The organism is Meiothermus sp. CFH 77666 (assembly GCF_017497985.1).
In the GTDB taxonomy this organism is placed as follows: Bacteria; Deinococcota; Deinococci; order Deinococcales; family Thermaceae; genus Meiothermus.
Genome location: NZ_JAGDFV010000031.1, coordinates 14,895 through 35,379, shown reverse-complemented (window position 1 = coordinate 35,379; position 20,485 = coordinate 14,895). Strand labels below are relative to the sequence as shown.

Here is a 20,485-nt window from a genome sequence, read left to right as displayed (position 1 = left end):
GATCAGCAGCAGGTCTTGCCAGCGATGATGGGTTTTCAAGTACTCGCGGGAATCGGGTATCTGGGCTAGATACGGCAACGGACTGGGGATGGAGACAGCTTTCATATGTGATTATGATAAAAGCCTGATCTTTTCCGAGGGGCACAAGGAGAAATACCCCTTCCTCCAAACTCTCTAGATGAATAAGCGTGCCTTCATGACCATCCAGAACGCTCCATAGCGATTGAAGCGATAAAGGCGTATTTTGCTGGTTAACTTTGATGCTTATCTCGGCGTTCAGCACCATCAGTATTGCGTCTACTTTTTCTCGGCTAATGTCTGGTGGGATCAAGCTTTCATCCGCGTACAGATGCTGCCCATCAAAGCGAATAGCGCGAAACAACGCCTCTGCACGGCTTCGTGTGAAATTGTCTTCAATCGAACTAAGCCTAACCGAATATAGTTGATATAGGGAGACAGATTCGGGTTTGGAATCTTCTCCTTGCTGACTATTCTGGCTGGAGCAGGCACTAAAAAGGAAAATGCCGAGAACGAATGCCAATATAACGGTCGGCTTTGCAAGTTTTCTCATATTACATTCATACCCCCCCTGGGTATCGTGTCAAGCACAACTTATTGCTTTATTCTGAATTGAAAAAATATACCTCGAGATTATGTTCCCAATATTGCTGGTTTTTGTACAATCTTCCGGTGCAAAGGGTTTTTATCGAAGACATTGCTCAACACGAGGGCCAGGAAGTGCTGCTACGCGGCTGGCTCACGGCTCGCCGCTCCAAAGGCAAAATTCACTTTCTCCAACTGCGCGATGGCACCGGCTTTATGCAGGCCACCGCCTTCAAGGGCGAGCTGCCCGACGAGCAGTTCGAGCAGGCCGACCACCTGCCCCAGGAAACCGCCCTGGAAATCACCGGCCTGGTACGGGCCGATAGCCGGGCGCCGGGGGGCTATGAACTCTCGGTGCGGGGGCTCAAGGTGGTAGCCCTTCCCAGCAAGGAATACCCCATCACCCCCAAGGAGCACGGGGTGGACTTCCTGATGGATCACCGCCACCTCTACCTGCGCCACCGCCGGGCCTGGGCGGTGCTGCGGGTGCGCGACGAGCTCGAGCGGGCCATCCACGACTTCTTCCACGCGAGGGGTTTCATCCGGCTCGATGCCCCCATCCTGACCCCCAATGCCGTCGAGGGCACCACCGACTTATTCGAGGTAGACCTGTTCGATGGCGAGAAAGCCTACCTCTCCCAGTCGGGCCAGCTTTACGCCGAGGCCGGGGCTCTGGCATTCGGCAAGGTGTATACCTTTGGCCCCACCTTCCGGGCCGAGCGCTCCAAAACCCGTCGGCACCTGCTGGAGTTCTGGATGGTCGAGCCCGAGGTGGCCTTCATGACCCACGAGGAGAATATGCAGCTCCAGGAAGACCTGGTGGCCTATCTGGTGGGACGGGTGCTGGAGGAGAAAAAGCGCGAACTCGAGATGCTCGAGCGCGACACCACCGTGCTGCAAACCACCGCCCAGGGCCACTACCCCCGCCTTCACTACACCCAGGCCGTGGAGTTGGTCAACCAGATTGCCCGTGAAAAGCCCGAACTGGAACTGACGCCCATGCAGTGGGGCGACGACTTCGGTGCTCCTCACGAAGCCGCCCTTACCATTCGGTTTGACCGTCCCATCTTTGTGGAGAAGTACCCGGCGGCAGTCAAGGCGTTTTACATGCAACCCGACCCCGAAGACCCGCGTCTAGTACTCAACGCCGACATGCTGGCCCCCGAGGGCGTGGGCGAGATTATCGGGGGTTCGCAGCGCATTCACGACCCCGAGCTGCTACGCCAGAAGATTCGGGAGCATGGGCTACCCGAAGAGGTGTTCGACTGGTATATGGATTTGCGCCTATTTGGAACCGTACCGCACTCGGGCTTTGGTATCGGCCTCGAGCGCACCGTGCGCTGGATTTGCGGCATCGAGCACATCCGCGAGGCTATTCCATTCCCGCGCATGTACACCCGGATGCGGCCATAGGGCCCCGCTTGACCCTCAAGAGGCGGGCAGGGCATTCCCACAGAAACTTTGTTGTGGCTCCTAACGCACTGTGCCTCGGCTTACTGCAATGGCAGCAATCGAGTTGTGTTGTTTTCTGGCCAAAGCATAATGCTCAACGTCCACTCAGTTACTGAAAACGTCAACCTTGTAGCTGGTACTTGGGTAAATGTTTAGTCGGGTGCGTCCCAAAATCAACCAATGAACCTAGACGGTCAATCCCCCTTGGGGTGCTGCACAAAGCTCTATCCAAGCCCCCGTAGGGGTACTCGGTCTGCGCCGGAAGGTCAGTGCCGCTATGGTGATCGGCATCCAGAGGGGTTTCACGGCGAGTTGGGGTTGTTGAGGCTGGTTGAAACAGGGACACACCCTGTTTAGTCAGTCCGTTTGAATCTGTGCCCTGTGACGAATATAGTGCTTAATCATGTATTCAGCACGCTGGATTGCAGTATGGATGCTTGCATTGGGTCTGGCCTATGCCCAGGATTGCACCCCCAAAGCATTGGCTTCCGAGCAGCCGCCCCCGGCCTTCTTTCGCTATAGCTTTTTAGTGGATACGTCGGCCTCGATGGTGGGGCGTGGGAATGGTCGAGCAGTCATATTTCCCCAGCTCCAGGAAAAGCTGCTGGACTTCGTCAGGGCTGTTCGGGGCAGGGCCGAAGTGTGGATCACGCCCTTCAATCAAGGAGCAACGCCAACCGCCCGTTTTCGCTTGCCGGAGGAACGTCAGGGCCTGGAAAGCTACATCAGTGGCCTCGAGGCCAACGGGGCCAACACCTGGCTCTACCGCAGCCTTCAAGACATCTTCATCGAACTTCCCGCAGACCCAACCGTAGGGAATGTGGTTTATGTGCTTACCGACGGCATTGACAATGATCGCCAGCGACCCAGCCTGAACCAGGTGTTGCAAGCATACGCATCCAAGCGCGGCCCTCACGACTTCCTCTACTACGTGGGCCTGGGCCAGGCCGTGCCAGAGGATATTCAGGCGGCGTTCGCCAGCTTTCCTCTGGCCTGCGCTATCAGTGCAGCGGTGGGGGTCGTACCGACTTTTGCCCATGCCAGGGTATCGCCCGGTCAGGTAGATCTGGGCAACTTCAAGCTCGAGCCCAGCGCTCGTCGGGTGGAGCTGGAAGTACGTTTTCTGGGGCCGAGTGTTCCCCTGACGCTTTTCTATCAGGACGAAGCCAGAGGCCGCCTGGAGATCGAACCCACAACCCTGGTATTGGAGCAAACACCGCTCAGCTTTCGTCTGAGTCAGACAAGTTCCTTGCCCGATGGCAATTACGGGGGGTATCTGGTGCTATCCGGCCCGCCCGGAACCGTGGTCACCCCGGCGGCAATTCCAGTCCGGTTCACCTTTAATCCGGGGGCCCTGTACCGCCTGGTCTTGCTGGAAGGTAGCAACGGGGCGCTAAACCCAGGTCGCAAGGGCATCTTCAAGTACCGCCTGGAAGGCAACGAATGGGCTATCGAGCCCATCACGGTAGACCTCGAGAACCTTCCACAAGGGCTACAGGTTCGCTTCAATGGAAAAGCGGGGCCGGTTCGCCTGAGACCGGGACAATCGGTAGCAATCGAGCTGCTCAATCAGGGTATCGGCGACGGCAGGGGCCTCGAGCAGGTGGATTGGAACATCGGAACCCCGAGAGGAGCAAGGCTCGCGTTGCCCAGACCCCCCCTACTAGGCCCAAGCACCCAGGGGAGGTGGCTCGGGTGGCTGCTGGCCGCCCTTCTCCCACTGGCCCTGGGGGGTGGATGGCTCTGGCAGAGGCAAAGACCCCGACGTAGGCAACGCATTCCAACCTCCACTACGGAGTTTCCATCGCCCTATGCGTCCTTGCTGACCCCTGTAGATGGGCCAAGGCAGCTCGAGCTCAAAGAAGGCCAGCTGGTAGACCTGGGTTTGTTGTGGGCCAATCCACTGCTACGGGGGCTGCTCCTGATGGGCAGCAGTACCGGGGCGCAGGTTGAGGAACTTCCCGAAGGCGTAACGCTGCTGACCCAGGAGTCCCTCGAGGTAGGTGCTATCCTGCCTTTTAACCGAGCTGCACGACTCTACAGCGAGGAAGGGCTGATTGGGAGTTTCGAGGTGATCAATCCAAGACAAGCTACCCTGATCCGTTGGGGCAAGGCCACCTTTGCCTCGAGCAGCAGCCGCCCGGTCAGCTTTGACCTGGGGGGCCTGGACGTGATTGATTTGGGCAAGAAACTCAATCTCCCGGTCTTGCTGGGAATGGGCTTGATGCTTTCCAAAGGGGGGCTGCGGCTTTTACAACTGCCCCAGGGCATTCGAGCCCGAACCAGCGAAGGCCTGCTCGAACCAGGTAACCGAATCCTCTTCGAGCAGCCTGTTCAGCTCGAGGATGCCGTAGCAAAGCCTCTCGGGGAAATCACCTTTTCGGCCCTCGAGGGGGTTCCTGTACCGTTGGTGTGCGTGCGCTACCTGGGTGGGCGTCCCGAACAACGTAGACGAATGCTACTACTGGTCGAAACAACCGACTTGGGTCTGGCCACGGGCGAGACCATCCTCGAGCGCTTGCGATTCGCCCCCTTACCGGAAGGAGCGCAGCTCGAGCACAGCCCCGGCAATTTGCGCCTGGCAACCTTTACTGCCGACGTTAAGCCTGGTGATATCGTTGCGCTGGGGCAATCCGTTTTCCTCTACGACCTCAGCAGCAAGGCCAGTCTTGGGGTGATTGATGTGTTAGAACCCTAACCGACTTGTTTTTTGTAGAGCGATATTCAGCCACCTTTCTTATCAAGCCTCCGCCTCAACGCGGTTGCGCCCCGAAGCCTTGGCACGGTACATGGCGGCATCTGCCCGGCGAACCACCGTATCGCTGCTATCGCCCTCGCGGTATGTCGCCAGGCCTATGCTGGCACTGACCTCAAGCTGTCCTACCAACTTGGTGCTGGCCAGCGACCCGGCGATGCGTTTGGCGAGCTCTTGGGCCTGGTGCATATCGGTCTTGGGAGCCAAAACCATAAACTCCTCGCCACCCCAACGAGCCAGGCTCTGTTCTTGGCGCAAAACCCCCTGCAAAAGCGATGCAACCTCACGCAAGACCTGGTCGCCTACTGAGTGTCCATACAAATCGTTGATACGCTTGAAGTGATCCAGGTCAATCAATAGCACCACGAAACCCGTTTTCTCAGTCCTGGCAACCTCACAGCTTTTTTCCAGCAAATCCTGCATGAGCCGCCGATTGGCAATCCTGGTAAGAGGATCGGTATGGGCAATCTGGTGCATATCCACATACTGCTCACGGTAGCGGGCATAAATGGCCTGCGTGTACAAAAAAGCCAGGCTGGCCAGGTAAAACTGAACCACAGTGTTGAGCGCCCGCTGGTCTACTTGCGGGGTAACGTAAAAACCCAGTAGGCCAATCAACACGGTCAGCAAGTAAAAAAATACTGAAAAACGCAGGGCTGTCCAGGCTGGCAAAAACACAAAAGCCACCGGGAAAACCACCGGAAACCAAAGGGCTGTGGCGCTTAGACCTTCGGTATAAAGCCTGCCCGCAAAGGTGAAATCCGAAAACGAAACCAACTGGTAAATGCAGATAATCCCCAGCAAAGACAACTTGACGGTGGTGATGGAGACACGCCGCAGGCTCAACAAAACCGCCAGCAGCGAAAGGCTCACGCTCATTGCCGGCAAGAACACGAAGTCTACCCAGGTCTCTCCGCTAGACATGAGCCGCCCAATCAGCGCAGCGGCCGCCCCCAGAATCAGAAGAGGGATATAGTAACCCCGCATCTGGGTTTCTTGTCGCTCGTGATCGGAAATCCATCGAAACATGAACGGTTTATTGTACGGCGGGAGGGTGGTAGACGCGGTGCATTTACCCTACCTCCACAACCCTTGTGCCAGATTCAAGATGCTACCGGCTTCACAAATATCAAAGCCTGTGGTGCTTTTGGGCGGGTGTTCCCTCTTGCGATGCAGGCATCGGATCATCTCGGGGGATAAGCAGCCCGCAGGCAGTGCTGAGCGGATTGTCCACCGCCCCTGCCAGGTTCAGACCGTTGGAATCTGGCTCTGACTGCTGTTCGCTGGACGCTGGGCTCTTTTGAAAATCAGGGCATCGCCCACCCGCCCCTCGAGCACCCCCACCGCAGGAGAAGCGGCAATCTGGGCGCAAAAAGGCACATCGGCTTCCAGCCCTACCTGCCGCAGGGCCTGGGCTGCGCCGGACAGGTGCAGCGGCTCCAGCGGATCGGGATAGGCGCGACGGGTCGTGAGGGCTGTGAGCGCGCCATCCTCGAGTTCATACGATCCCATGATCTGCAAAAACTCAGCCAGCACCCCCGCTGTATACACGTCATCCAGGCCAATCCGGCCCTCCTTACCCGCGCAGAGAATCGCCACTTCTTCTGTGGCAAGCTGGTGGGCCAGACGAGCTGCGGCGTGGGCATTGTAGAGCGAGGCCAGCAAGACATGCTTGGCGCTGCGGGCCGCCAGGTGCGCGGTACGGGTGCCATTGGTCGTACTCAGCACCACCACTTTGCCCCCCACCGGCGCCTCCTTGGCCTCCCTGGGCGAGTTGCCGTAATCAAAGCCCGCAGGCTTGAGGCCCCCTTCCTCGCCCGCCAGAACCACATCCGCATCCCGAAAGGCCCGGGCGCTCTCCAGGCTCGCTGTCAGGTACAAGCTATCAGCGCCCGCTTCTAAATAAGCCGTGGCGGTAGTAGTGGCCCGGATTACGTCCACCACTAGTACCACATCCTGATAGGTCAGATTGTCCTGGGGAACCAGATCAGCCCGCAAGCGCATATATCTCCCTTAGGGCAGCATTCTCCAGATCATCACCCTTAGGCACCCCCGAACCCACGCCAAGAGCTAAGTACCTCCCGCCTATGTTTTGGATAATGGCATGATCGAAAATCATTCGGGTATTGCGCTCGGAGCATGATTTTCTAGCGTGGCCTGGATTCATCTCTAAACCTTATGCGGGCACAGCTAAACACCTGCTCACCCAAGCGGGTAAAGTCGGCAGCACGAATCGAGAGGGCTATCTGAGGCATAGATGAGGACGAAGTGAATCATAAAGGATAAACCGGCATTGATGCAAAGAGTCTCTCTTGAGATTGTTTTTTGTCAAACCATAACAGCAGGCTGACGTATTTACCGTGGTTTTGGTTCGTAGTTCTGCACAGGGTATTTGCCCCAGGAGGTGCACAGCCTAGCTCAAACGCCATACACGTATCGATGGCTAGAGCGTATGGCAACCGCTGGCTTTTGGCCTGCGACTTGAGACCCGAGACATAGGACAGTAGTTACCGTAAGCCGAACAACACTTCTTCCAGACCCGCCGGATCCAGGATTTCCACATACCCCGAACCCACCTTCACCAGTTCTTCTTCGCGCAGGGCATGCAACACACGCGTCACGGTCTCACGGCTGGTTCCGGAGAGCTGGGCCAGTTCCTGGTGGGTCAGCTTCATCTTGACCCCATCGCCGTAGCGTTGCTTGCGCAGTTTGGTCAGAGCGTAAGCCACCCGGCCACGGGCTTCTTCAAAGGACAGCACCTCGAGCTCGAGGTCGGCCTCGCGCAAGCGGCGAGCCAGGATTGTGGCCAGGTTGTGCAGGATTTCCGGCCACTTGCGCACCAGGCTCCAGTAGGCATCCTGGTACAAGACCAACAGTATCGAATCTAGGGTGGTCTCGGCAGAAGCGCTGCGGGGTTGATCGTCCAGCAGGCTCATCTCGCCGAACACTTCGCCGGGGCCCAGGTAAGCGAACATGCGTTCACGGCCATCCAGGTAGGTTCGGTAAATGCGCACCTGGCCGCTCTGGACTATGTACAGGGCCGCCCCCATATCGCCCGCCTCGAAAATTTGTTTGCCTGCAGGGTAATTACGGGTCACAAAGGCTTCGCGGGCCACCTCGAGCGCCTGGGGCGGCACCCCCTGGAAGAGCGGGGTCTTTGCAAGCACCTGTGTGTCGGCCAACATCAAGTACACTCTACAAGGGTGCGTAACGGTTTGCCAATAGCAGGTAACAGTCCGGTCTTGGAGGTGCTGCATCTGGGTTTTGGCTATGGCGAGGTCGAGCTGTTCCAAAACCTTGGTTTTGCCTTGCATGAGGGCGAGATCCGGGTCGTCCTGGGGCCGTCGGGCAGTGGCAAAACCACCCTGCTGCACCTTCTGGCGGGTTTGTTGGCCCTTCAGTCGGGGGATGTGCGATGGCACGGTGAGAGCATCCGTGGCCTGAGCGAAGAAGTGCTGGCGCAGCGACGGCTGCACTTTACCGGCCTGATCTTTCAGCATCACTACCTGCAAGCTGAGCTAACCGCGCTGGAAAACATTCTGGTTCCAGGGTATCTGGCCGGTAAGGTAGACCCTGCCTGGGGACTGGAGTTGCTGAATCGGGTAGGGCTGCTAGACCGGGCCCATTTACTCCCCAAGGCCCTCTCGGGAGGTGAGCGACAGCGGGTTGCTGTGGCCAGAGCACTTTATAACCGCCCCAAGCTTTTGCTGGCCGACGAGCCCACCGGTAGCCTGGATCGGCGCAATGCGGAAAAAGTGTGGGAGCTCATGCTCGGCCTGGCCCAGAACCTGGGCGTAGCCGTGATCGTGGCTACCCACGACGAACATCTGGCGCAGGGCTTGTCCGAGTTGCGGCTAGGCTAGAGCGCTCGCAACCCAAGCACCCGCAGCCCGGACCCGGCCCACGCTTGGGTGCGTAATTCTGGGCCGGACGCATCCACATTTTCATGGGCGGCCACGTCTGTGAAGAGTGCGATAGCTGAGGGAAGAGCCCCGGCCCAGGCGAGGGATGTCCCGGTTTTGGATCGTTACCTAGTTTGTAGGTTCTCGGGGAACAGCCTGGTAGGGGTGCGGCTCACGATGTTGTCTAGCACCTTTTGCAAAGCGGCATTCTTGACTGTTTGTTCCAGTCCGCCCTTGACCTGATCAAAGGACTGGAAACCCGCTGCTTCCACCTTGCTAAGCAAGATTACATGGTAACCAAACTCGGTTTTGACCGGAGTCCTAGAGGTTTCACCTGGCTTCAAGGCAGTCATGGCCAGCTCAAAGGGTGCTACAAAGGTGCCCTTGGGCTCGCAACCCAGTTCGCCTCCTTCATTCTTGCTGCCGGGGTCTTGCGAAAGTTCCTGGGCCAGGTCGGCAAACTTTTCGCCTTTGCCCAGCCGAGCGATCACCTGATTGGCTTCCTGCGCGGTGTTGACCAGGATGTGCGAGGAGCAGTAGCGCACCGGCACCGCGAACTGGGGCTTGGAGACCAGGTACAGCATCCGCAAGGCGGCTTCACTGGTCTGTAAGCGCTTGATCAGGTTTTCGAGATAGGCATTGTAGGTCAGGGCCTCGTATACCAGCTTGCGATAGGCCTCGAGGCTGGGGATGCCGGCCTCCTCGAGGGCCTCGTTGAGCTGCTCTTCATTTTCGAACTGGGCTTTTACTTCCTCGATGGCCTCATCCACCGCGGAATCTTTGGCCGCGAAGCCGGCGTTTTCGGCAACCAAAATAATGGCCTGATCGCGCGCCATCCGCTCCAGATACTGCGGCTTAAACGGGGCAAAGGCTTCTTCGGCCTCGGGGCTGTAGGCTTGACCACGTTGCTGCAAAACATCGCGTACAAACAAGCGAAACTGCAGGTCAAACTGGCTTTTTGTGATTGAGGACTTACCCACCGTCGCCACCACCGGGTCGGCCTGGGCCACCGCCAGTGAAGGCAGTGCGAGTAGCAATAGAGTCAACATGTGTCTTAACTTCATTTCTCCACCTCTGCAACAGCCCATCACCAACCCAAAGCCCGAAGCTTCGATCGGTTCCAGAACTGCTTGTCCTGCTAATCTAACACGATCCGGGTTGAATAAACCTCTCCTGCTCCCAAATGGCCGTACGGACGATAGAATCGAGAGGTGAGTCGGTGCGTTAATGAAACAGGATGGGCTCGAGTGGAAACACCGCGCTCGAGTTGGTGCGATCTGCTCGCCTGTAGCCTCAAGTCCTTATGCGGTGCTGGCCATGGGGTCGGTCTATGAGCAAAATTGCCGTGATAGGAGGTGGTCTTGCCGGATTGGTTGCTGCATATGAAGCCATGAAAGCCGGGCTCGAGGTCAGCCTCCTCGAGGCCACCCAGCACTTCGGAGGCCATACCCGAACTGCAAAACTGGATGCGATTTCGCTCGAGCTAGGCGAGGAGTTCTTCGACGACACCCCAGGAGCGCTGCTCAATCTCAGCGGCGAGTTGGGCCTGGGGTTCCAACCCCTGCCCAACCTGCGGCGGGTAGTTCGACGAGGCGGACAGGACTGGGTTTTGCCCGCCGGTTTGAACCTGGCTTCGGGTTTTGGATTGCACCAAATGGCCCAGATGCCCTTTGGCCGGGGCGTCAGGTGGCGGCTTGGCATCGAGCGCTTCGCAGCACCGGCTTCGGTCAAGGACGAGCTACTAGGTGCCTTTTTCCGCCGCAGGCTGGGCCCCGAGGTCTGGGAGGTGCTGGAGCCTTACCTGAGCGCCACGCTGGGCGGCCCCGCCGAGGAAGTATCGGCCCTTACTACCTTTGCGCGTCTGGTTGGGCTCGAGCGCCAGGGCGGCTTGCTGGCTGGCAGCCGCAAGCTCACCACCGAGGGCCGGTGGCATCTGGCAGGGGGCATGGGCAGCCTGATCGAAGCCTTGAGCAACCACCTGTTACCAAAGGCCGGATTGTTGCCTCATCACCCTGTCTGGGCCATCACCCGCGATTCGAAGGGGTGGCAACTGCATGTGCGCGGTGGCCAGCTCGAAGCCGAGGCCGTCATCATGGCCCTCCCGGCCCCGCAGGCGGCCAGGGTTTTTCGCCCCTCGGCCCCCCAGATAACCACCCTCCTCAACCATTTTCCCCACCAGCACAGCGCCAAGGTCTATCTGCTTTACCGTCAAAACGAACTGGCCGTTGGGCCCAGCGAGTTCTTTTTTGCACGAGGGGAGGGCTATACCAGCAGCGCCCTCAAGCTAACCCACCCGAACCCGGAGCTGACGCTGGCTCGAGTGCAGTTTGCCGGGGAAACCGCCCGATCCGCCGACAGCGTGCTTTCCCGCTTGGCCGAACAAGACCTTGCGAAATATCTGCAAGCGAAGGCCCGTCCGCTGGCGGCCTGGGTCTTCCGCCAGCCTTCCTCGAGGCCCCACTTCACCCAGGGCCAGGCCCGCCGGGTAGCCGACCTCGAGCGGGAGTTGCTACACGCCCCTGGTCTTTTCCTCACCGGCAGCTACCTGGCCGGCCCCGGCCTGGCTAACCTAGTAGAGCATTCTCGCCAAATCACCCAGCGTGCCCTCAACTTCCTGGCTCTGGCGAGAGCTTGAGTGTTTCCTGGATGCTTGACACTGAATCTCGCATCTGCCGCATCCGCAAACTGTACCTGTGACCAGGAAGCTCACCAAACCGTGCTGGTGGGTATTCAGCCTCCATAGTGCCCAACTTGTCCACTGTGCCTGGTCTACGGCGCTCTTCACTGACCTGACCGCCCGCGGAAACCAGAACGCGTCTGCGCCCAGAAGCAAGTTGCGCGCCCAAGCTTGGGCCGGGCAACGGGTGCTTGGGGTTTCGAGTTGCCCGCCGGCTACTGTTCTGTTCGGGACAGGGCTTTTCTGTAAGCGGGTGGCTTGAAGAGCGCTCTAACACAAAACCCCCAGACCGCAGTCCGGGGGTTTGTAGCATTCAACCTTACTTGAGCTCGACCTTGGCGCCGGCGTCCTCGAGCTGCTTCTTGATCTTCTCGGCTTCCTCTTTGGAGACGCCTTCCTTGACGTTGCCGCCTTGCTCAGCCAGATCTTTGGCTTCCTTCAGGCCCAGGCCGGTAATGGCGCGGAGTTCCTTAATGACGTTGAGCTTCTGGGCGCCTGCATCCTTCAGCACCACATCGAACTCGGTCTTCTCTTCGGCGGCGGGAGCAGCAGCAGCCGCCGCACCCGGCATGGCCACGGCCACCGGAGCAGCAGCGGTCACGCCCCACTCTTCCTTGAGTTCGTCAATGAGTTGCTTGAGTTCGAGCACCGTAGCACCGGAAAGTTGAGCCTTGATTGCAGCAATATCGAGAGCCATTTTTTCCTCCTGTTGGGCCTACGCGGCCTCCAGTTTTTGAACTTGGGCATCCAAGATGCCGACGAATTCCTGCGCCTTCGCTCCCAGCACACCCACGAAATTGGACATCGTGGCGGACAGCACGCCGACCAGTTCGGCTTGCAGTTCCTTCTGGCTGGGAAGGTCGGCCAGGGCCTCTACCTGTGAGCCCGTAAGGGGCTGCCCCGAGAGCACACCCGACTTAAGGGCGGGAATGCCTTTATCGTTCGTCTTGGCGAACTCTTTGAGGGCCTTGGCGGCAGCAGCGGGGTCTTTGAAGACCACCACCGCCGAGGGGCCGGTCAAGCCTTCGATGGCCGGCAACCCAAGGTCGCTCATGGCCTTGCGGATCAGGGTATTTTTGGTAACGATAATCTCGCCACCCTTTTCCCGCACCGCCTTGCGGAGCTTCCCGGTGGGGCCCGCCTCGAGCCCTTGGTAGTTCACCACGAAGAACGAGCCTTCCGCGCCCTTGAGGGTAGCGGTGAGCGCCTCGAGGTTTTCGATGTTGCGCTTGCTGGGCAAAGTTCCTCCTGGCTGGGGCATTCGCTGTAGAACCAGGCCGCATCTGGGCCATTGAGCCTCTACAACCCGCCCTTGCTTAGGTTTTGGGACTAGGGATTTCCCAACGGTTGTATGCGAAAAACGCTTCCCTACTAGCGCCTCGGCGACATTATTAAGGCTGAGCCCGTCGCTGTCTTTGGCTGCCCCTGGGATCGTAAACATGCCCCAGAAGGACACCAAGGGTGAAGTATACAAAACCACTCGGTTCCTGACAAGCCCATGAGCAGCGGTCAGGGCCAGGGTTTTATGCCAGGTTCGGTTGGTTCGTCGTCATTCGACGACCCACAAACCCAACCAAAAGAACCCATTCAACCCCGAATGTATGCTCAGGTGATGGACAGCTGTGGTATGTCAACTGTCTATTTGAAGCCGGTATCACCGCTCAAATCCCGTAAATGACATACTGTGTGGTAGCAGTCTGCTCTTGCCATGACCCGCTACCGCATCCGCACCCGCCCCACCCAGCCCTTTGCGGGCGAGCGCACTCAGGCCATACCAGGGCGGGGGCTGGAGTTCTACGAGCTACGCGGCTACGCCCAGGGAGACGAGCCCCGCTTTATTGATTGGCGAGCCTATGCCCGCACGGGTCGGCTCTATACCCGCATTTTCCAGGCCGAAGCACCGGCCCGCTTCACCTTTTTCCTGGACGGCTCGCCCAGTATGAAGCTGTTGGGAAAGCAGGCTTATGCCGAGCGGGTATTGCGTGCGCTAGCCGACTGCGCCAGATCGGAAGGGGCTTTTTTGTGGGGCGGTGGCCGCTACCGGGGGCGGCTCGAGGGGGTGGCCGAGGGGCCTTCGGTGCTGATGAACTTCCCCCGGCCCAGAGGCGTCACCGTCCTACTGACCGACGGTCTGGACGAGCTGGACTGGTCGCGTCTTTTACAAAAACTGCGCCACGTGGTTCTGGTGCAGGTCATGGCCCCCGAGGAACTCGCACCCGGCTTTGTGGAAGCCCTGCTGCACGATGTCGAGGTCGGGAGCCGGATGGAGGTGGGCGAGGTCGAAATACAAAGCTACCAGGAAGCTCTGGAAAAGCATCTGCTGCGCCTGCGAACCACCGCCCGCAGGTTGGGCAGCTATGCCCTGTTGCGGGTGGGCGAACCGATTGTGCCTGCCCTGCTACGGCAGGGGGTATTGGAAGAGCGTTAGCATCTGACTACACCTGGTAGGTCAAAGCTGCGCCATATGGCACAATGTAACTCTTCACCGTTTGGCATTAGACCACAAAGGTTTCGGGTGGCAGGGCATACCCCAGCGCTTCAAACAGGGCGGCCAGGTGAAACTTCTGGAACTCCTCAGGGGGAACATACTCACCTATCAGGCGCAGAGCCTCCGAGGGCAGCGGCTTTAGCGCGATTACGCTGTGGTAGGGCTGAAGCAAGGCTAGCGGCAGATTTCCACCCGCATACAGGATTAGATCGGCCTGGCGGGCCACCACCGTGGCCTGCACTTCAGCCGCCGCCACCACCCCCCGCTGAGGGACAGGTAATAGTTCTAAAAAGCCTTCGCCCTCGGGAAAGCTCCGGCTCAGTACCGAAACCTTGGTGAGACCGCGCAGGCCCTGGGCCAGTTCGGAGCGGATGGGGCCCAGCCAGAGCGCCTTATCGCCGAAGGCATAGCGGCGAATCAGGTTGGCCAGGGCGATGGGCTCCAGGTAAAACCCACGGTTTCCGGTCACTTCGGGTAGTACCAGATCTACCCGGCGGGCCTGGAGGGCCTCGGGCTCGAGGTGCTGCACCACATCCAGGGCCAGCGCCTGTAGTCCGGGGTCTTCCAGAACCGCGCCCCGGAAACTCAGGGGCTGGAGGGCCGTGAGGGCGGCCTCGAGGCCCATTCCAGGCTGAGCAGCATAGACAAATAGCGGCAAATTATGGTGCAGCGAAGCCGTCAAGAGCGGCTGATACCACCGGCTCTGACCCTGATGTAAAACGGCCAGGGGGCGGGTCGCGGCGTAGTCGCGGGAATGCATCCCCCCTAATCTACTATGCTCGAATGTAATAAGGCGTCTCTCGCTATCGGCTATGGTCTATCCGCTATCGACCTGTTTCAAAACCCTTCCACAATAAAGCCCACCGTAAAGCGCTGAAAGCTCTCCGAGCCGATGATCTGGCTAATCTCGAGGTACGGGCGATAACCCCGGTCAGGAAACTGGATGCCTGCCGAGAAAATGGCATAAAAACGCTCACCAAAGCGTACCCGCAGCTCGTTTTGGGCGGTATAGCCGGTGATGCCCACCGCCAGGCCTCCGGCCAGATAGGGCCGTACCAGCAAGAAGAACGGCAGGGGGTACACCACCTCACCGCTCAGGAAAAGCCCACCTGGAGAACCAAACACCAGTTGGGAACGGAAATCAATGGGAAAGCCATCCAGGTATAACCCCAGATGCCCCATGAAATTGCCACTGGGGCCGTTGCGTACCGAAAAGCCAATGTCGGCCCCACCGGCAAAAGCCATACCGAACAACAAAGCAAATACAGCACTCAAACGCCCCGCTTGCCTTTTCATATCCTCACCCTACTCGGCAACGTGCGGTTCAAACGAGGGAAAACTAAAGCGCTACTTAGACAGGCTTCATCCATCAAGCCTTTCCAGTCCGGCAAATTTCACCGCCAGCTTTTTCAGGCCCAGGCCGGGGAACATTACCGTAACCTCGCCGCCCATCGCGGCCACCACCGTACCGCTTCCAAACTTGGGGTGCCTGACCTTTTCGCCCCCTTTAAACTCGGAGAGCTGGGTTTTGGGCTTAGGTTCGGGGCGGCTATTGGACAGTACCGGCACGGCACTGTCGCCAAAAGCCCCCACCTCCTTGAGCAAATCCGGCGGAATATCGTCCAGGAAGCGGCTCGGGCGGGTGAACTCGCGCTTGCCATAGGTTTCGCGTTCCTCGGCGTAGGACAGATAGAGCCGATCCTGTGCCCGGGTGATACCCACATAAAAGAGGCGCCGCTCTTCTTCCAGGTCTTCCAGGCGGTTCAGGCTGTTGCGGTGGGGGAGCAGGTTTTCCTCCAGACCCACCAGGAACACCGTGGGGAACTCGAGGCCCTTGGCGTTGTGCAGGGTCATCAGGGTGACGGCCTCCTCTGGTGCTTCACCCTGGGGTTCTTCGGCTTTGGCGGTCAGGGCTACGGCGTCCAGGAAGTCGGAAAGGGTACCGCCCTCTTCCTCTTCCCAGTCGCGGGCCGCCCGCAGCAGCTCTTCCACGTTTTGCAGGCGGTCTTCGCCGTCCTGCTCCTGCTTCAGGGCATCGCGGAAGCCGGTCTCGTCCAGCACCCGCTCAAAGAAGGCTGCCGGGCCTGTCTCGAAAGCAGCTTCCATCAGTTCGTCGAGCAGCCTCACAAATGCCTGTACCTGCTGGGGTCGGCTAATCACCTGCTCGGCGGCCCGGAAGGCTTCAAAGACGGTGGTGCCCGTTTTCTGAGCGTGCTCGAGCAGCCGGGATACCGTAGTCGCCCCGATGCCCCGAGGCGGCGTATTGACAATGCGGCGCAGGTTGATGGAGTCGGCAGGGTTGATGGCGACCCGCCCATAGGCCAGCAGATCCTTGACCTCCCGCCGCTCAAAAAAGCCCACCGCGCCCACCAGCCGAACGGGAATCTGGGCCCGGCGCAGGTGTTCTTCCAGCAGGCGCGACTGGGCATTGGTGCGGTAAAGCACGGCAATATTCTGGTAGTCCCGCAGTCTGGCAATTTCCCGCGCCACAAAAGCAGCTTCTTCGCGGGCGTTGGGAGCCCGGTATAGACGAACAGGCTCACCCCCTTCTTTGGTTGCCCGCAAGACTTTTTCCAGCCTGAGTGCATTTTTCTCGATGACAGCGTTAGCGACTTGCAGAATGGCTCGGCTCGAGCGGTAGTTTTCTTCCAGGCGAATCACCCGTGCGCCGGGGTAGTCCTTGCTGAAGTCGAGGATGTTGTTGATGTCGGCGTTCCGAAAACCATAAATGCTCTGGTCGGGGTCGCCCACCACCATCAGGTTGGGCTTTTCACCGGCCAGCAAGCGGGTTAGCTCATACTGCACGGGGTTGGTGTCCTGGTACTCGTCCACATGAATAAACCGGGCCCGCTGGCGCACCTTATGGAGAATTTCCGGGTGCTGCTCAAATAGCTCGATGGTCAGAAGCAGGAGGTCGTTGAAATCCACCGCACCCTGCATCCGCAGCCCGCTCTGGTATTTGCGATAGACTTCGGCGGCTACCTCTTTGGGCACCCCCCCGATAAAGTCGGGGGCCTCGCGCATAAACTCCACCAGCCCATCGCCCCGGTTCTTGATGCGGTCTATCATGGCCCGGAAAGGGCCCGGCTTGGCCTCGACCTCGAGTTCCTTCAAAATCTCCTTCAGAAGCGTGTTCTGGTCATCGTCGTCGTAGATCACAAACCCCGGCCTGAGCCCCACATACTCGCCGTAGGCGCGCAGGATTCGCACCGAGGCCGAGTGAAAGGTGGAAACCCACAGGTCTTTGGCCGCGGGCCCTACCATCTTTTCCAGCCGCTCTTTCATCTCGCCGGCGGCCTTGTTGGTGAAGGTCACGGCCAGTATTTCCGCCGGATACACCCGCCGCTCGCGCAGCAGATAGGCGATCCGGTGTACCACCGTGCGGGTCTTGCCAGAACCAGCCCCGGCCACCACCAGCGCCGGGCCTTCAAAATGCCGGACGGCCTCCTGCTGGGAGGGATTGAGGGAAGAAAGGAGGTCGGACATAAAGCCCTAGAAGTCTATCACCATGCCGGTGATGGGGGGTGAGCGGGATAGCAATGCCCCTTACAGCTTCGGATGCCCATCCGCACGCCCAGCACCCGACAGATCTGCTCCGACTCGAGTTCTCCATCCCCCTGTGCCCTCTTCCCTGCCCCCTGTATAGTGTTGCAGGTATGGATATGGCAGATGAAATGGCCAGTAATCAGTCCAGCTCAAGCATAAAGTTTGGCACCGACGGCTGGCGGGCCATTATTGGCGACCAATTCACCTTCGACAATGTGGCCCGTGTAGCCCAGGCCTATGCTCAATATTTGCTCGAGCAGCAGGGCAAGAAAGTAGTGGTCGGCTACGACACCCGCTTCATGGCAGGCAAGTTTGCCCAGCGAGCCGCCTCGGTGCTGGCGGCTAATGGCCTGGAAGTACACCTTTCTAAGTCTTATGTCCCCACTCCGGTACTGTCTTTTGCCGTTAAGCACCTGCAAGCCGATGGCGGCGTGATGATTACCGCAAGCCACAACCCCGCCGAGTACCTGGGCTTCAAAATAAAAGGCAACTACGCCGGATCGGCCACACCCGCCCTGTTAGCCGAGGTGGAAAAACACCTGGGCGCAGAACCCAAGTACTCGAGTGCAAACATACAAAGCTTCGATGTACGCAAACCCTACTACGACTTCCTGGCCAGCCAGTTGGATCTGGAAGCCCTGCGGGCCTACGAGGGGGTCATGTACCACGACAGCCTGGGCGGGGCGGGCGCGGGTTGGCTGGCTGGTTTTGTCAAACATGCAGGATTGAAGCTGGATTTGCGCGAGTTGCACGCCGTACCCGACCCAATGTTTTACGGCGTTCACCCCGAGCCTATCCCCCAGAACCAGTTCACCATCATGACCGTGCTGAAAGCCGAGCAAGACCCCACCTTTGCCACCATTAACGATGGTGACGCGGACCGTATTGGGGCCGTGCTGGCAGGGGGTCGCAACTTCAACAGCCATCAGATTTTCGCAGTATTACTCAAACACCTTCACAGCAAAGGGCTACGGGGGCGGGTGGTCAAGACCTTTTCGACCTCCCAGATTGTGGACAAACTCGCGCAAAAACTTGGGCTGGAGCTGGTGGTCACGCCCGTTGGGTTCAAGTACATTACCGATGAGATGCTAAAGGGTGGGGTCTTGATTGGAGGCGAGGAGTCGGGCGGTATCGGCGTAGCCGGTCACATCCCCGAGCGCGATGGACTGCTGAACGCCTTGTTGCTCTTAGAATCGGTGGTGCGAACGGGTAAAAGCCTGGGGCAGCAATTTACCGAAATCGAAACCGAGGTGGGCTTCAAACATGCCTACGACCGGATAGATTTGCAACTGCCCTCGATGGATCACATCCAGGCCGCCATGGCTCGGGTGCAGACGCCGCAGACCATCGCCGGACAGCAGATAAGTGGTACCGAGCATCTGGACGGAACCAAGTGGCTCTTCGGCGAAGTCGGTTGGGTGCTCTTCAGGGCTTCCGGCACCGAGCCGGTGCTACGCATCTACTGCGAAGCCCCAGATGACAAGACTGTAAAAGCGGTTTTGGCCGAAGCCAAGAAGTTGGTGGGAGCCTGAATGAGACAGTCCAAAGCCAGCCCCTGCGGTTTGCACTCGATTACCCGTGTTCGACCTGGATTTTCTCAGATGGTTGTGCGTTAATCTGAAACCTGGCAAAGGATGAAGCTATGATTCGGCTGCTGCTACTGCTTAGTCTGTTGGCTTCCTGGGGGGTTGGTCAGAATGTGCGTGTAGTGGAGCAGCGCATTGGCGCACAGGGTGGAGCACTGCAACTCCCCGGCATTCAGGTGGTGGTTCCCCCAGGTGCGCTGGTTTCCTCGGTGCGCTTTCGCCTCGAGCGCCTCCAGGCAGTACCCACTTCCCCACCCCAGAATGAGGTGTTTTTTATCCAGACCCTGCCAGAGCGTGAAGTGGTGGGGATTTACCGGCTTTCCTCGAGTGCAACCAACTTCCTCAAGCCCCTGGAGATCGAATTGAGGGTCAACCCCCCTTACCGTCCCAGCAACCGAATTTTTCGTAGTGTTATCTACCTGTGGGACGGGGAAGGCTACGTCAGTACACAGGTGCCCAGCAGTCGCGAAACCGTTACCCTGAGTCGGCTTGCGCTTGGCCTGAATGCGGGCTCGGGTGGCTACCCCGCTGGACTGGTGCTGGCAGTGTTGCGGGCCCCGGAGGAAAACCTACGGCGGGAGTGCCAGACCCGCGGGGGCCGCTGGACCGGCTCGAGCTGCGAACAAAGGTAGACATGGCCCGTCGCTCCCCGTATCTGAAGGACTGGCGTCTAGTTGATGTGATTGGGGCAATTACCGTGATGGGTCGCTACCCCTATTCCAGCCGCCCCGCCGATGACTGGAAGGATCGTCTGGATGCCCCTCGCAGTGCATCCTCCTGGCGGGAGGTTTTCGATGAACACCCGGAGCTCTTCCGCGTGAGCAACGAGCAGAAGGGCTGGGCTTCACTGCGGCTGCGGCACGGTTTTGATCGAACCTACAGCGTACAACGCCAGCGGGAGCTTTCTTTCGAGGAACTCAGCCAGGTTGACCCCGAGAGTGAAGCCTATAAAGACCTCACCCGCCGTCCCCTGACTCCTGAAGAGATCGAGTCGCTCACCCAGATTGCCATCAGCCTTCACGCCCGCGCCATCGCTCATGAGGGAGAGCGGCGCTGGCTAACCCCGTTGCTTTTCACCTTGCTGGGCACGGTCTTGGGGGTGGTGCTGCAAGCCGCCTTACGCTGAGTTTAGGCCCTGAACGGTGGGGTTCGACCTTGCACTTTTTGGTGGACTTGGCGCTATGCTAGGGCCAGTGTCGCCTTTTGTGGCCGTGGGACTCGGCTTATACGTACTCAACCTGCTGGTGGGGCTGGCCGCGCAGTTTCGGCTGGCGCATTTCGGCATCTGGCACCACGGGCTATACCTGGTGGTTTTTGTCAGCGCTATTCTGGCAATGGTTTTGACCCATGAGTGGTGGCTACTCCTCACTGTGGCTTGCCTGACCTGGTTTCCCAAAGCCAAGCCCCGTACCTGGCTCCACCCCACACTGGGAGGGATGGGATTGGTGGGATACTTGTTGGCGATCGGAGGCTAAT

Annotated in this window: 19 protein-coding genes; 9 read left to right on the top strand and 10 right to left on the bottom strand. The window is 59.0% G+C overall.

All coding sequences use genetic code 11. From position 1 onward, the window contains the following. Window positions 1-571 (bottom strand): hypothetical protein (locus tag J3L12_RS13965; protein WP_208015665.1); only part of this gene is annotated, 571 nt, incomplete at its 3' end. A gap of 119 nt (window positions 572-690) precedes the next feature. Here J3L12_RS13965 and asnS point away from each other — a divergent pair. Both asnS and J3L12_RS13955 read left to right on the top strand, forming a co-directional pair. Then, window positions 691-2,016 carry an asparagine--tRNA ligase gene (gene asnS / locus J3L12_RS13960; RefSeq protein ID WP_208015664.1) on the top strand — a complete coding sequence of 442 codons (1,326 nt, stop codon included), beginning with the start codon at window positions 691-693 and terminating at the stop codon, window positions 2,014-2,016. Window positions 2,017-2,458: 442 nt separating this feature from the next. Next, the gene (locus tag J3L12_RS13955) at window positions 2,459-4,753 is read left to right on the top strand and encodes a vWA domain-containing protein (RefSeq protein WP_208015663.1); all 2,295 of its coding nucleotides are present in this window, start codon (window positions 2,459-2,461) and stop codon (window positions 4,751-4,753) included. A gap of 42 nt (window positions 4,754-4,795) precedes the next feature. Here the strand turns inward: J3L12_RS13955 and J3L12_RS13950 are convergent, their stop codons facing one another. The 3 genes from J3L12_RS13950 to J3L12_RS13940 all read right to left on the bottom strand — a co-directional run bounded on the left by J3L12_RS13950 (window position 4,796) and on the right by J3L12_RS13940 (window position 7,995). After that, window positions 4,796-5,839: a GGDEF domain-containing protein gene (locus J3L12_RS13950; protein ID WP_208015662.1), complete on the bottom strand. Its 1,044-nt coding sequence runs from the start codon at window positions 5,837-5,839 to the stop codon at window positions 4,796-4,798. Between the two features lie 219 nt (window positions 5,840-6,058). Further along, window positions 6,059-6,814, bottom strand: coding sequence for a 2-phosphosulfolactate phosphatase (locus tag J3L12_RS13945; protein ID WP_208015661.1), 756 nt, complete (start codon window positions 6,812-6,814; stop codon window positions 6,059-6,061). Between the two features lie 503 nt (window positions 6,815-7,317). Then, window positions 7,318-7,995 carry a Crp/Fnr family transcriptional regulator gene (locus J3L12_RS13940; RefSeq protein WP_208015660.1) on the bottom strand — a complete coding sequence of 226 codons (678 nt, stop codon included), beginning with the start codon at window positions 7,993-7,995 and terminating at the stop codon, window positions 7,318-7,320. Window positions 7,996-8,058: 63 nt separating this feature from the next. Here J3L12_RS13940 and J3L12_RS13935 point away from each other — a divergent pair, with 63 nt between their 5' ends. Then, window positions 8,059-8,673: an ATP-binding cassette domain-containing protein gene (locus tag J3L12_RS13935; RefSeq protein ID WP_347708905.1), complete on the top strand. Its 615-nt coding sequence runs from the start codon at window positions 8,059-8,061 to the stop codon at window positions 8,671-8,673. Between the two features lie 164 nt (window positions 8,674-8,837). On the opposite strand, the gene J3L12_RS13930 is transcribed toward J3L12_RS13935, so the two are convergent. Continuing rightward, window positions 8,838-9,761, bottom strand: a complete 924-nt coding sequence (locus J3L12_RS13930) for a peptidylprolyl isomerase (RefSeq protein WP_243455262.1) — start codon at window positions 9,759-9,761, stop codon at window positions 8,838-8,840. Between the two features lie 281 nt (window positions 9,762-10,042). Here J3L12_RS13930 and J3L12_RS13925 point away from each other — a divergent pair, with 281 nt between their 5' ends. Then, window positions 10,043-11,347, top strand: a complete 1,305-nt coding sequence (locus tag J3L12_RS13925) for an FAD-dependent oxidoreductase (protein WP_208015658.1) — start codon at window positions 10,043-10,045, stop codon at window positions 11,345-11,347. Between the two features lie 361 nt (window positions 11,348-11,708). Here the strand turns inward: J3L12_RS13925 and rplL are convergent, their stop codons facing one another. Together rplL and rplJ are read right to left on the bottom strand one after the other, a co-directional pair. Continuing rightward, on the bottom strand, window positions 11,709-12,086 hold the full coding sequence (rplL, locus tag J3L12_RS13920) for a 50S ribosomal protein L7/L12 (protein WP_208015657.1): 378 nt from the start codon (window positions 12,084-12,086) through the stop codon (window positions 11,709-11,711). 18 nt (window positions 12,087-12,104) lie between these two features. After that, complete coding sequence (rplJ, locus tag J3L12_RS13915; RefSeq protein WP_208015656.1) at window positions 12,105-12,629, bottom strand: 50S ribosomal protein L10; 525 nt, start codon at window positions 12,627-12,629, stop codon at window positions 12,105-12,107. Between the two features lie 468 nt (window positions 12,630-13,097). Between rplJ and J3L12_RS13910 the strand changes: the two genes are divergently transcribed. Further along, entirely contained in the window at window positions 13,098-13,817 is a 720-nt protein-coding gene (locus tag J3L12_RS13910) for a DUF58 domain-containing protein (protein ID WP_208015655.1), read from the top strand. Between the two features lie 67 nt (window positions 13,818-13,884). Here J3L12_RS13910 and J3L12_RS13905 read toward each other — a convergent pair whose 3' ends face one another. The 3 genes from J3L12_RS13905 to J3L12_RS13895 form a co-directional block, all read right to left on the bottom strand. Then, window positions 13,885-14,637, bottom strand: coding sequence for a hypothetical protein (locus J3L12_RS13905; protein WP_208015654.1), 753 nt, complete (start codon window positions 14,635-14,637; stop codon window positions 13,885-13,887). A 77-nt stretch (window positions 14,638-14,714) separates the two neighbouring features. Then, the gene (locus tag J3L12_RS13900) at window positions 14,715-15,173 is read right to left on the bottom strand and encodes a hypothetical protein (RefSeq protein WP_208015653.1); all 459 of its coding nucleotides are present in this window, start codon (window positions 15,171-15,173) and stop codon (window positions 14,715-14,717) included. Window positions 15,174-15,239: 66 nt separating this feature from the next. Continuing rightward, window positions 15,240-17,363 (bottom strand): UvrD-helicase domain-containing protein, encoded by a 2,124-nt coding sequence (locus tag J3L12_RS13895; protein ID WP_208015652.1) that lies wholly within the window; start codon window positions 17,361-17,363, stop codon window positions 15,240-15,242. 176 nt (window positions 17,364-17,539) lie between these two features. On the opposite strand from J3L12_RS13895, the gene J3L12_RS13890 reads away from it, so the two are divergent. From J3L12_RS13890 to J3L12_RS13875, 4 genes are all read left to right on the top strand, one after another. Next, window positions 17,540-18,955 (top strand): phosphoglucomutase/phosphomannomutase family protein, encoded by a 1,416-nt coding sequence (locus J3L12_RS13890; RefSeq protein WP_243455261.1) that lies wholly within the window; start codon window positions 17,540-17,542, stop codon window positions 18,953-18,955. Window positions 18,956-19,065: 110 nt separating this feature from the next. After that, on the top strand, window positions 19,066-19,641 hold the full coding sequence (locus J3L12_RS13885; RefSeq protein ID WP_208015651.1) for a hypothetical protein: 576 nt from the start codon (window positions 19,066-19,068) through the stop codon (window positions 19,639-19,641). A gap of 2 nt (window positions 19,642-19,643) precedes the next feature. Then, window positions 19,644-20,135 carry a hypothetical protein gene (locus J3L12_RS13880; protein ID WP_208015650.1) on the top strand — a complete coding sequence of 164 codons (492 nt, stop codon included), beginning with the start codon at window positions 19,644-19,646 and terminating at the stop codon, window positions 20,133-20,135. 55 nt (window positions 20,136-20,190) lie between these two features. Further along, entirely contained in the window at window positions 20,191-20,484 is a 294-nt protein-coding gene (locus J3L12_RS13875; protein WP_243455260.1) for a hypothetical protein, read from the top strand. Window position 20,485: the final 1 nt, after the last annotated feature.

Bases quoted from the DNA above. Each gene is read 5' to 3' on its own strand.
- J3L12_RS13900 (WP_208015653.1), bottom strand. From the start codon at position 15,173: ATGAAAAGGCAAGCGGGGCGTTTGAGTGCTGTATTTGCTTTGTTGTTC.
- J3L12_RS13950 (WP_208015662.1), bottom strand. From the start codon at position 5,839: ATGTTTCGATGGATTTCCGATCACGAGCGACAAGAAACCCAGATGCGG.
- J3L12_RS13895 (WP_208015652.1), bottom strand. From the start codon at position 17,363: ATGTCCGACCTCCTTTCTTCCCTCAATCCCTCCCAGCAGGAGGCCGTC.
- J3L12_RS13955 (WP_208015663.1), top strand. From the start codon at position 2,459: ATGTATTCAGCACGCTGGATTGCAGTATGGATGCTTGCATTGGGTCTG.
- J3L12_RS13890 (WP_243455261.1), top strand. From the start codon at position 17,540: ATGGCAGATGAAATGGCCAGTAATCAGTCCAGCTCAAGCATAAAGTTT.
- J3L12_RS13905 (WP_208015654.1), bottom strand. From the start codon at position 14,637: ATGCATTCCCGCGACTACGCCGCGACCCGCCCCCTGGCCGTTTTACAT.
- J3L12_RS13875 (WP_243455260.1), top strand. From the start codon at position 20,191: ATGCTAGGGCCAGTGTCGCCTTTTGTGGCCGTGGGACTCGGCTTATAC.
- J3L12_RS13940 (WP_208015660.1), bottom strand. From the start codon at position 7,995: ATGTTGGCCGACACACAGGTGCTTGCAAAGACCCCGCTCTTCCAGGGG.
- rplL (WP_208015657.1), bottom strand. From the start codon at position 12,086: ATGGCTCTCGATATTGCTGCAATCAAGGCTCAACTTTCCGGTGCTACG.
- J3L12_RS13885 (WP_208015651.1), top strand. From the start codon at position 19,066: ATGATTCGGCTGCTGCTACTGCTTAGTCTGTTGGCTTCCTGGGGGGTT.
- J3L12_RS13925 (WP_208015658.1), top strand. From the start codon at position 10,043: ATGAGCAAAATTGCCGTGATAGGAGGTGGTCTTGCCGGATTGGTTGCT.
- J3L12_RS13930 (WP_243455262.1), bottom strand. From the start codon at position 9,761: ATGTTGACTCTATTGCTACTCGCACTGCCTTCACTGGCGGTGGCCCAG.
- J3L12_RS13945 (WP_208015661.1), bottom strand. From the start codon at position 6,814: ATGCGCTTGCGGGCTGATCTGGTTCCCCAGGACAATCTGACCTATCAG.
- J3L12_RS13880 (WP_208015650.1), top strand. From the start codon at position 19,644: ATGGCCCGTCGCTCCCCGTATCTGAAGGACTGGCGTCTAGTTGATGTG.
- J3L12_RS13910 (WP_208015655.1), top strand. From the start codon at position 13,098: ATGACCCGCTACCGCATCCGCACCCGCCCCACCCAGCCCTTTGCGGGC.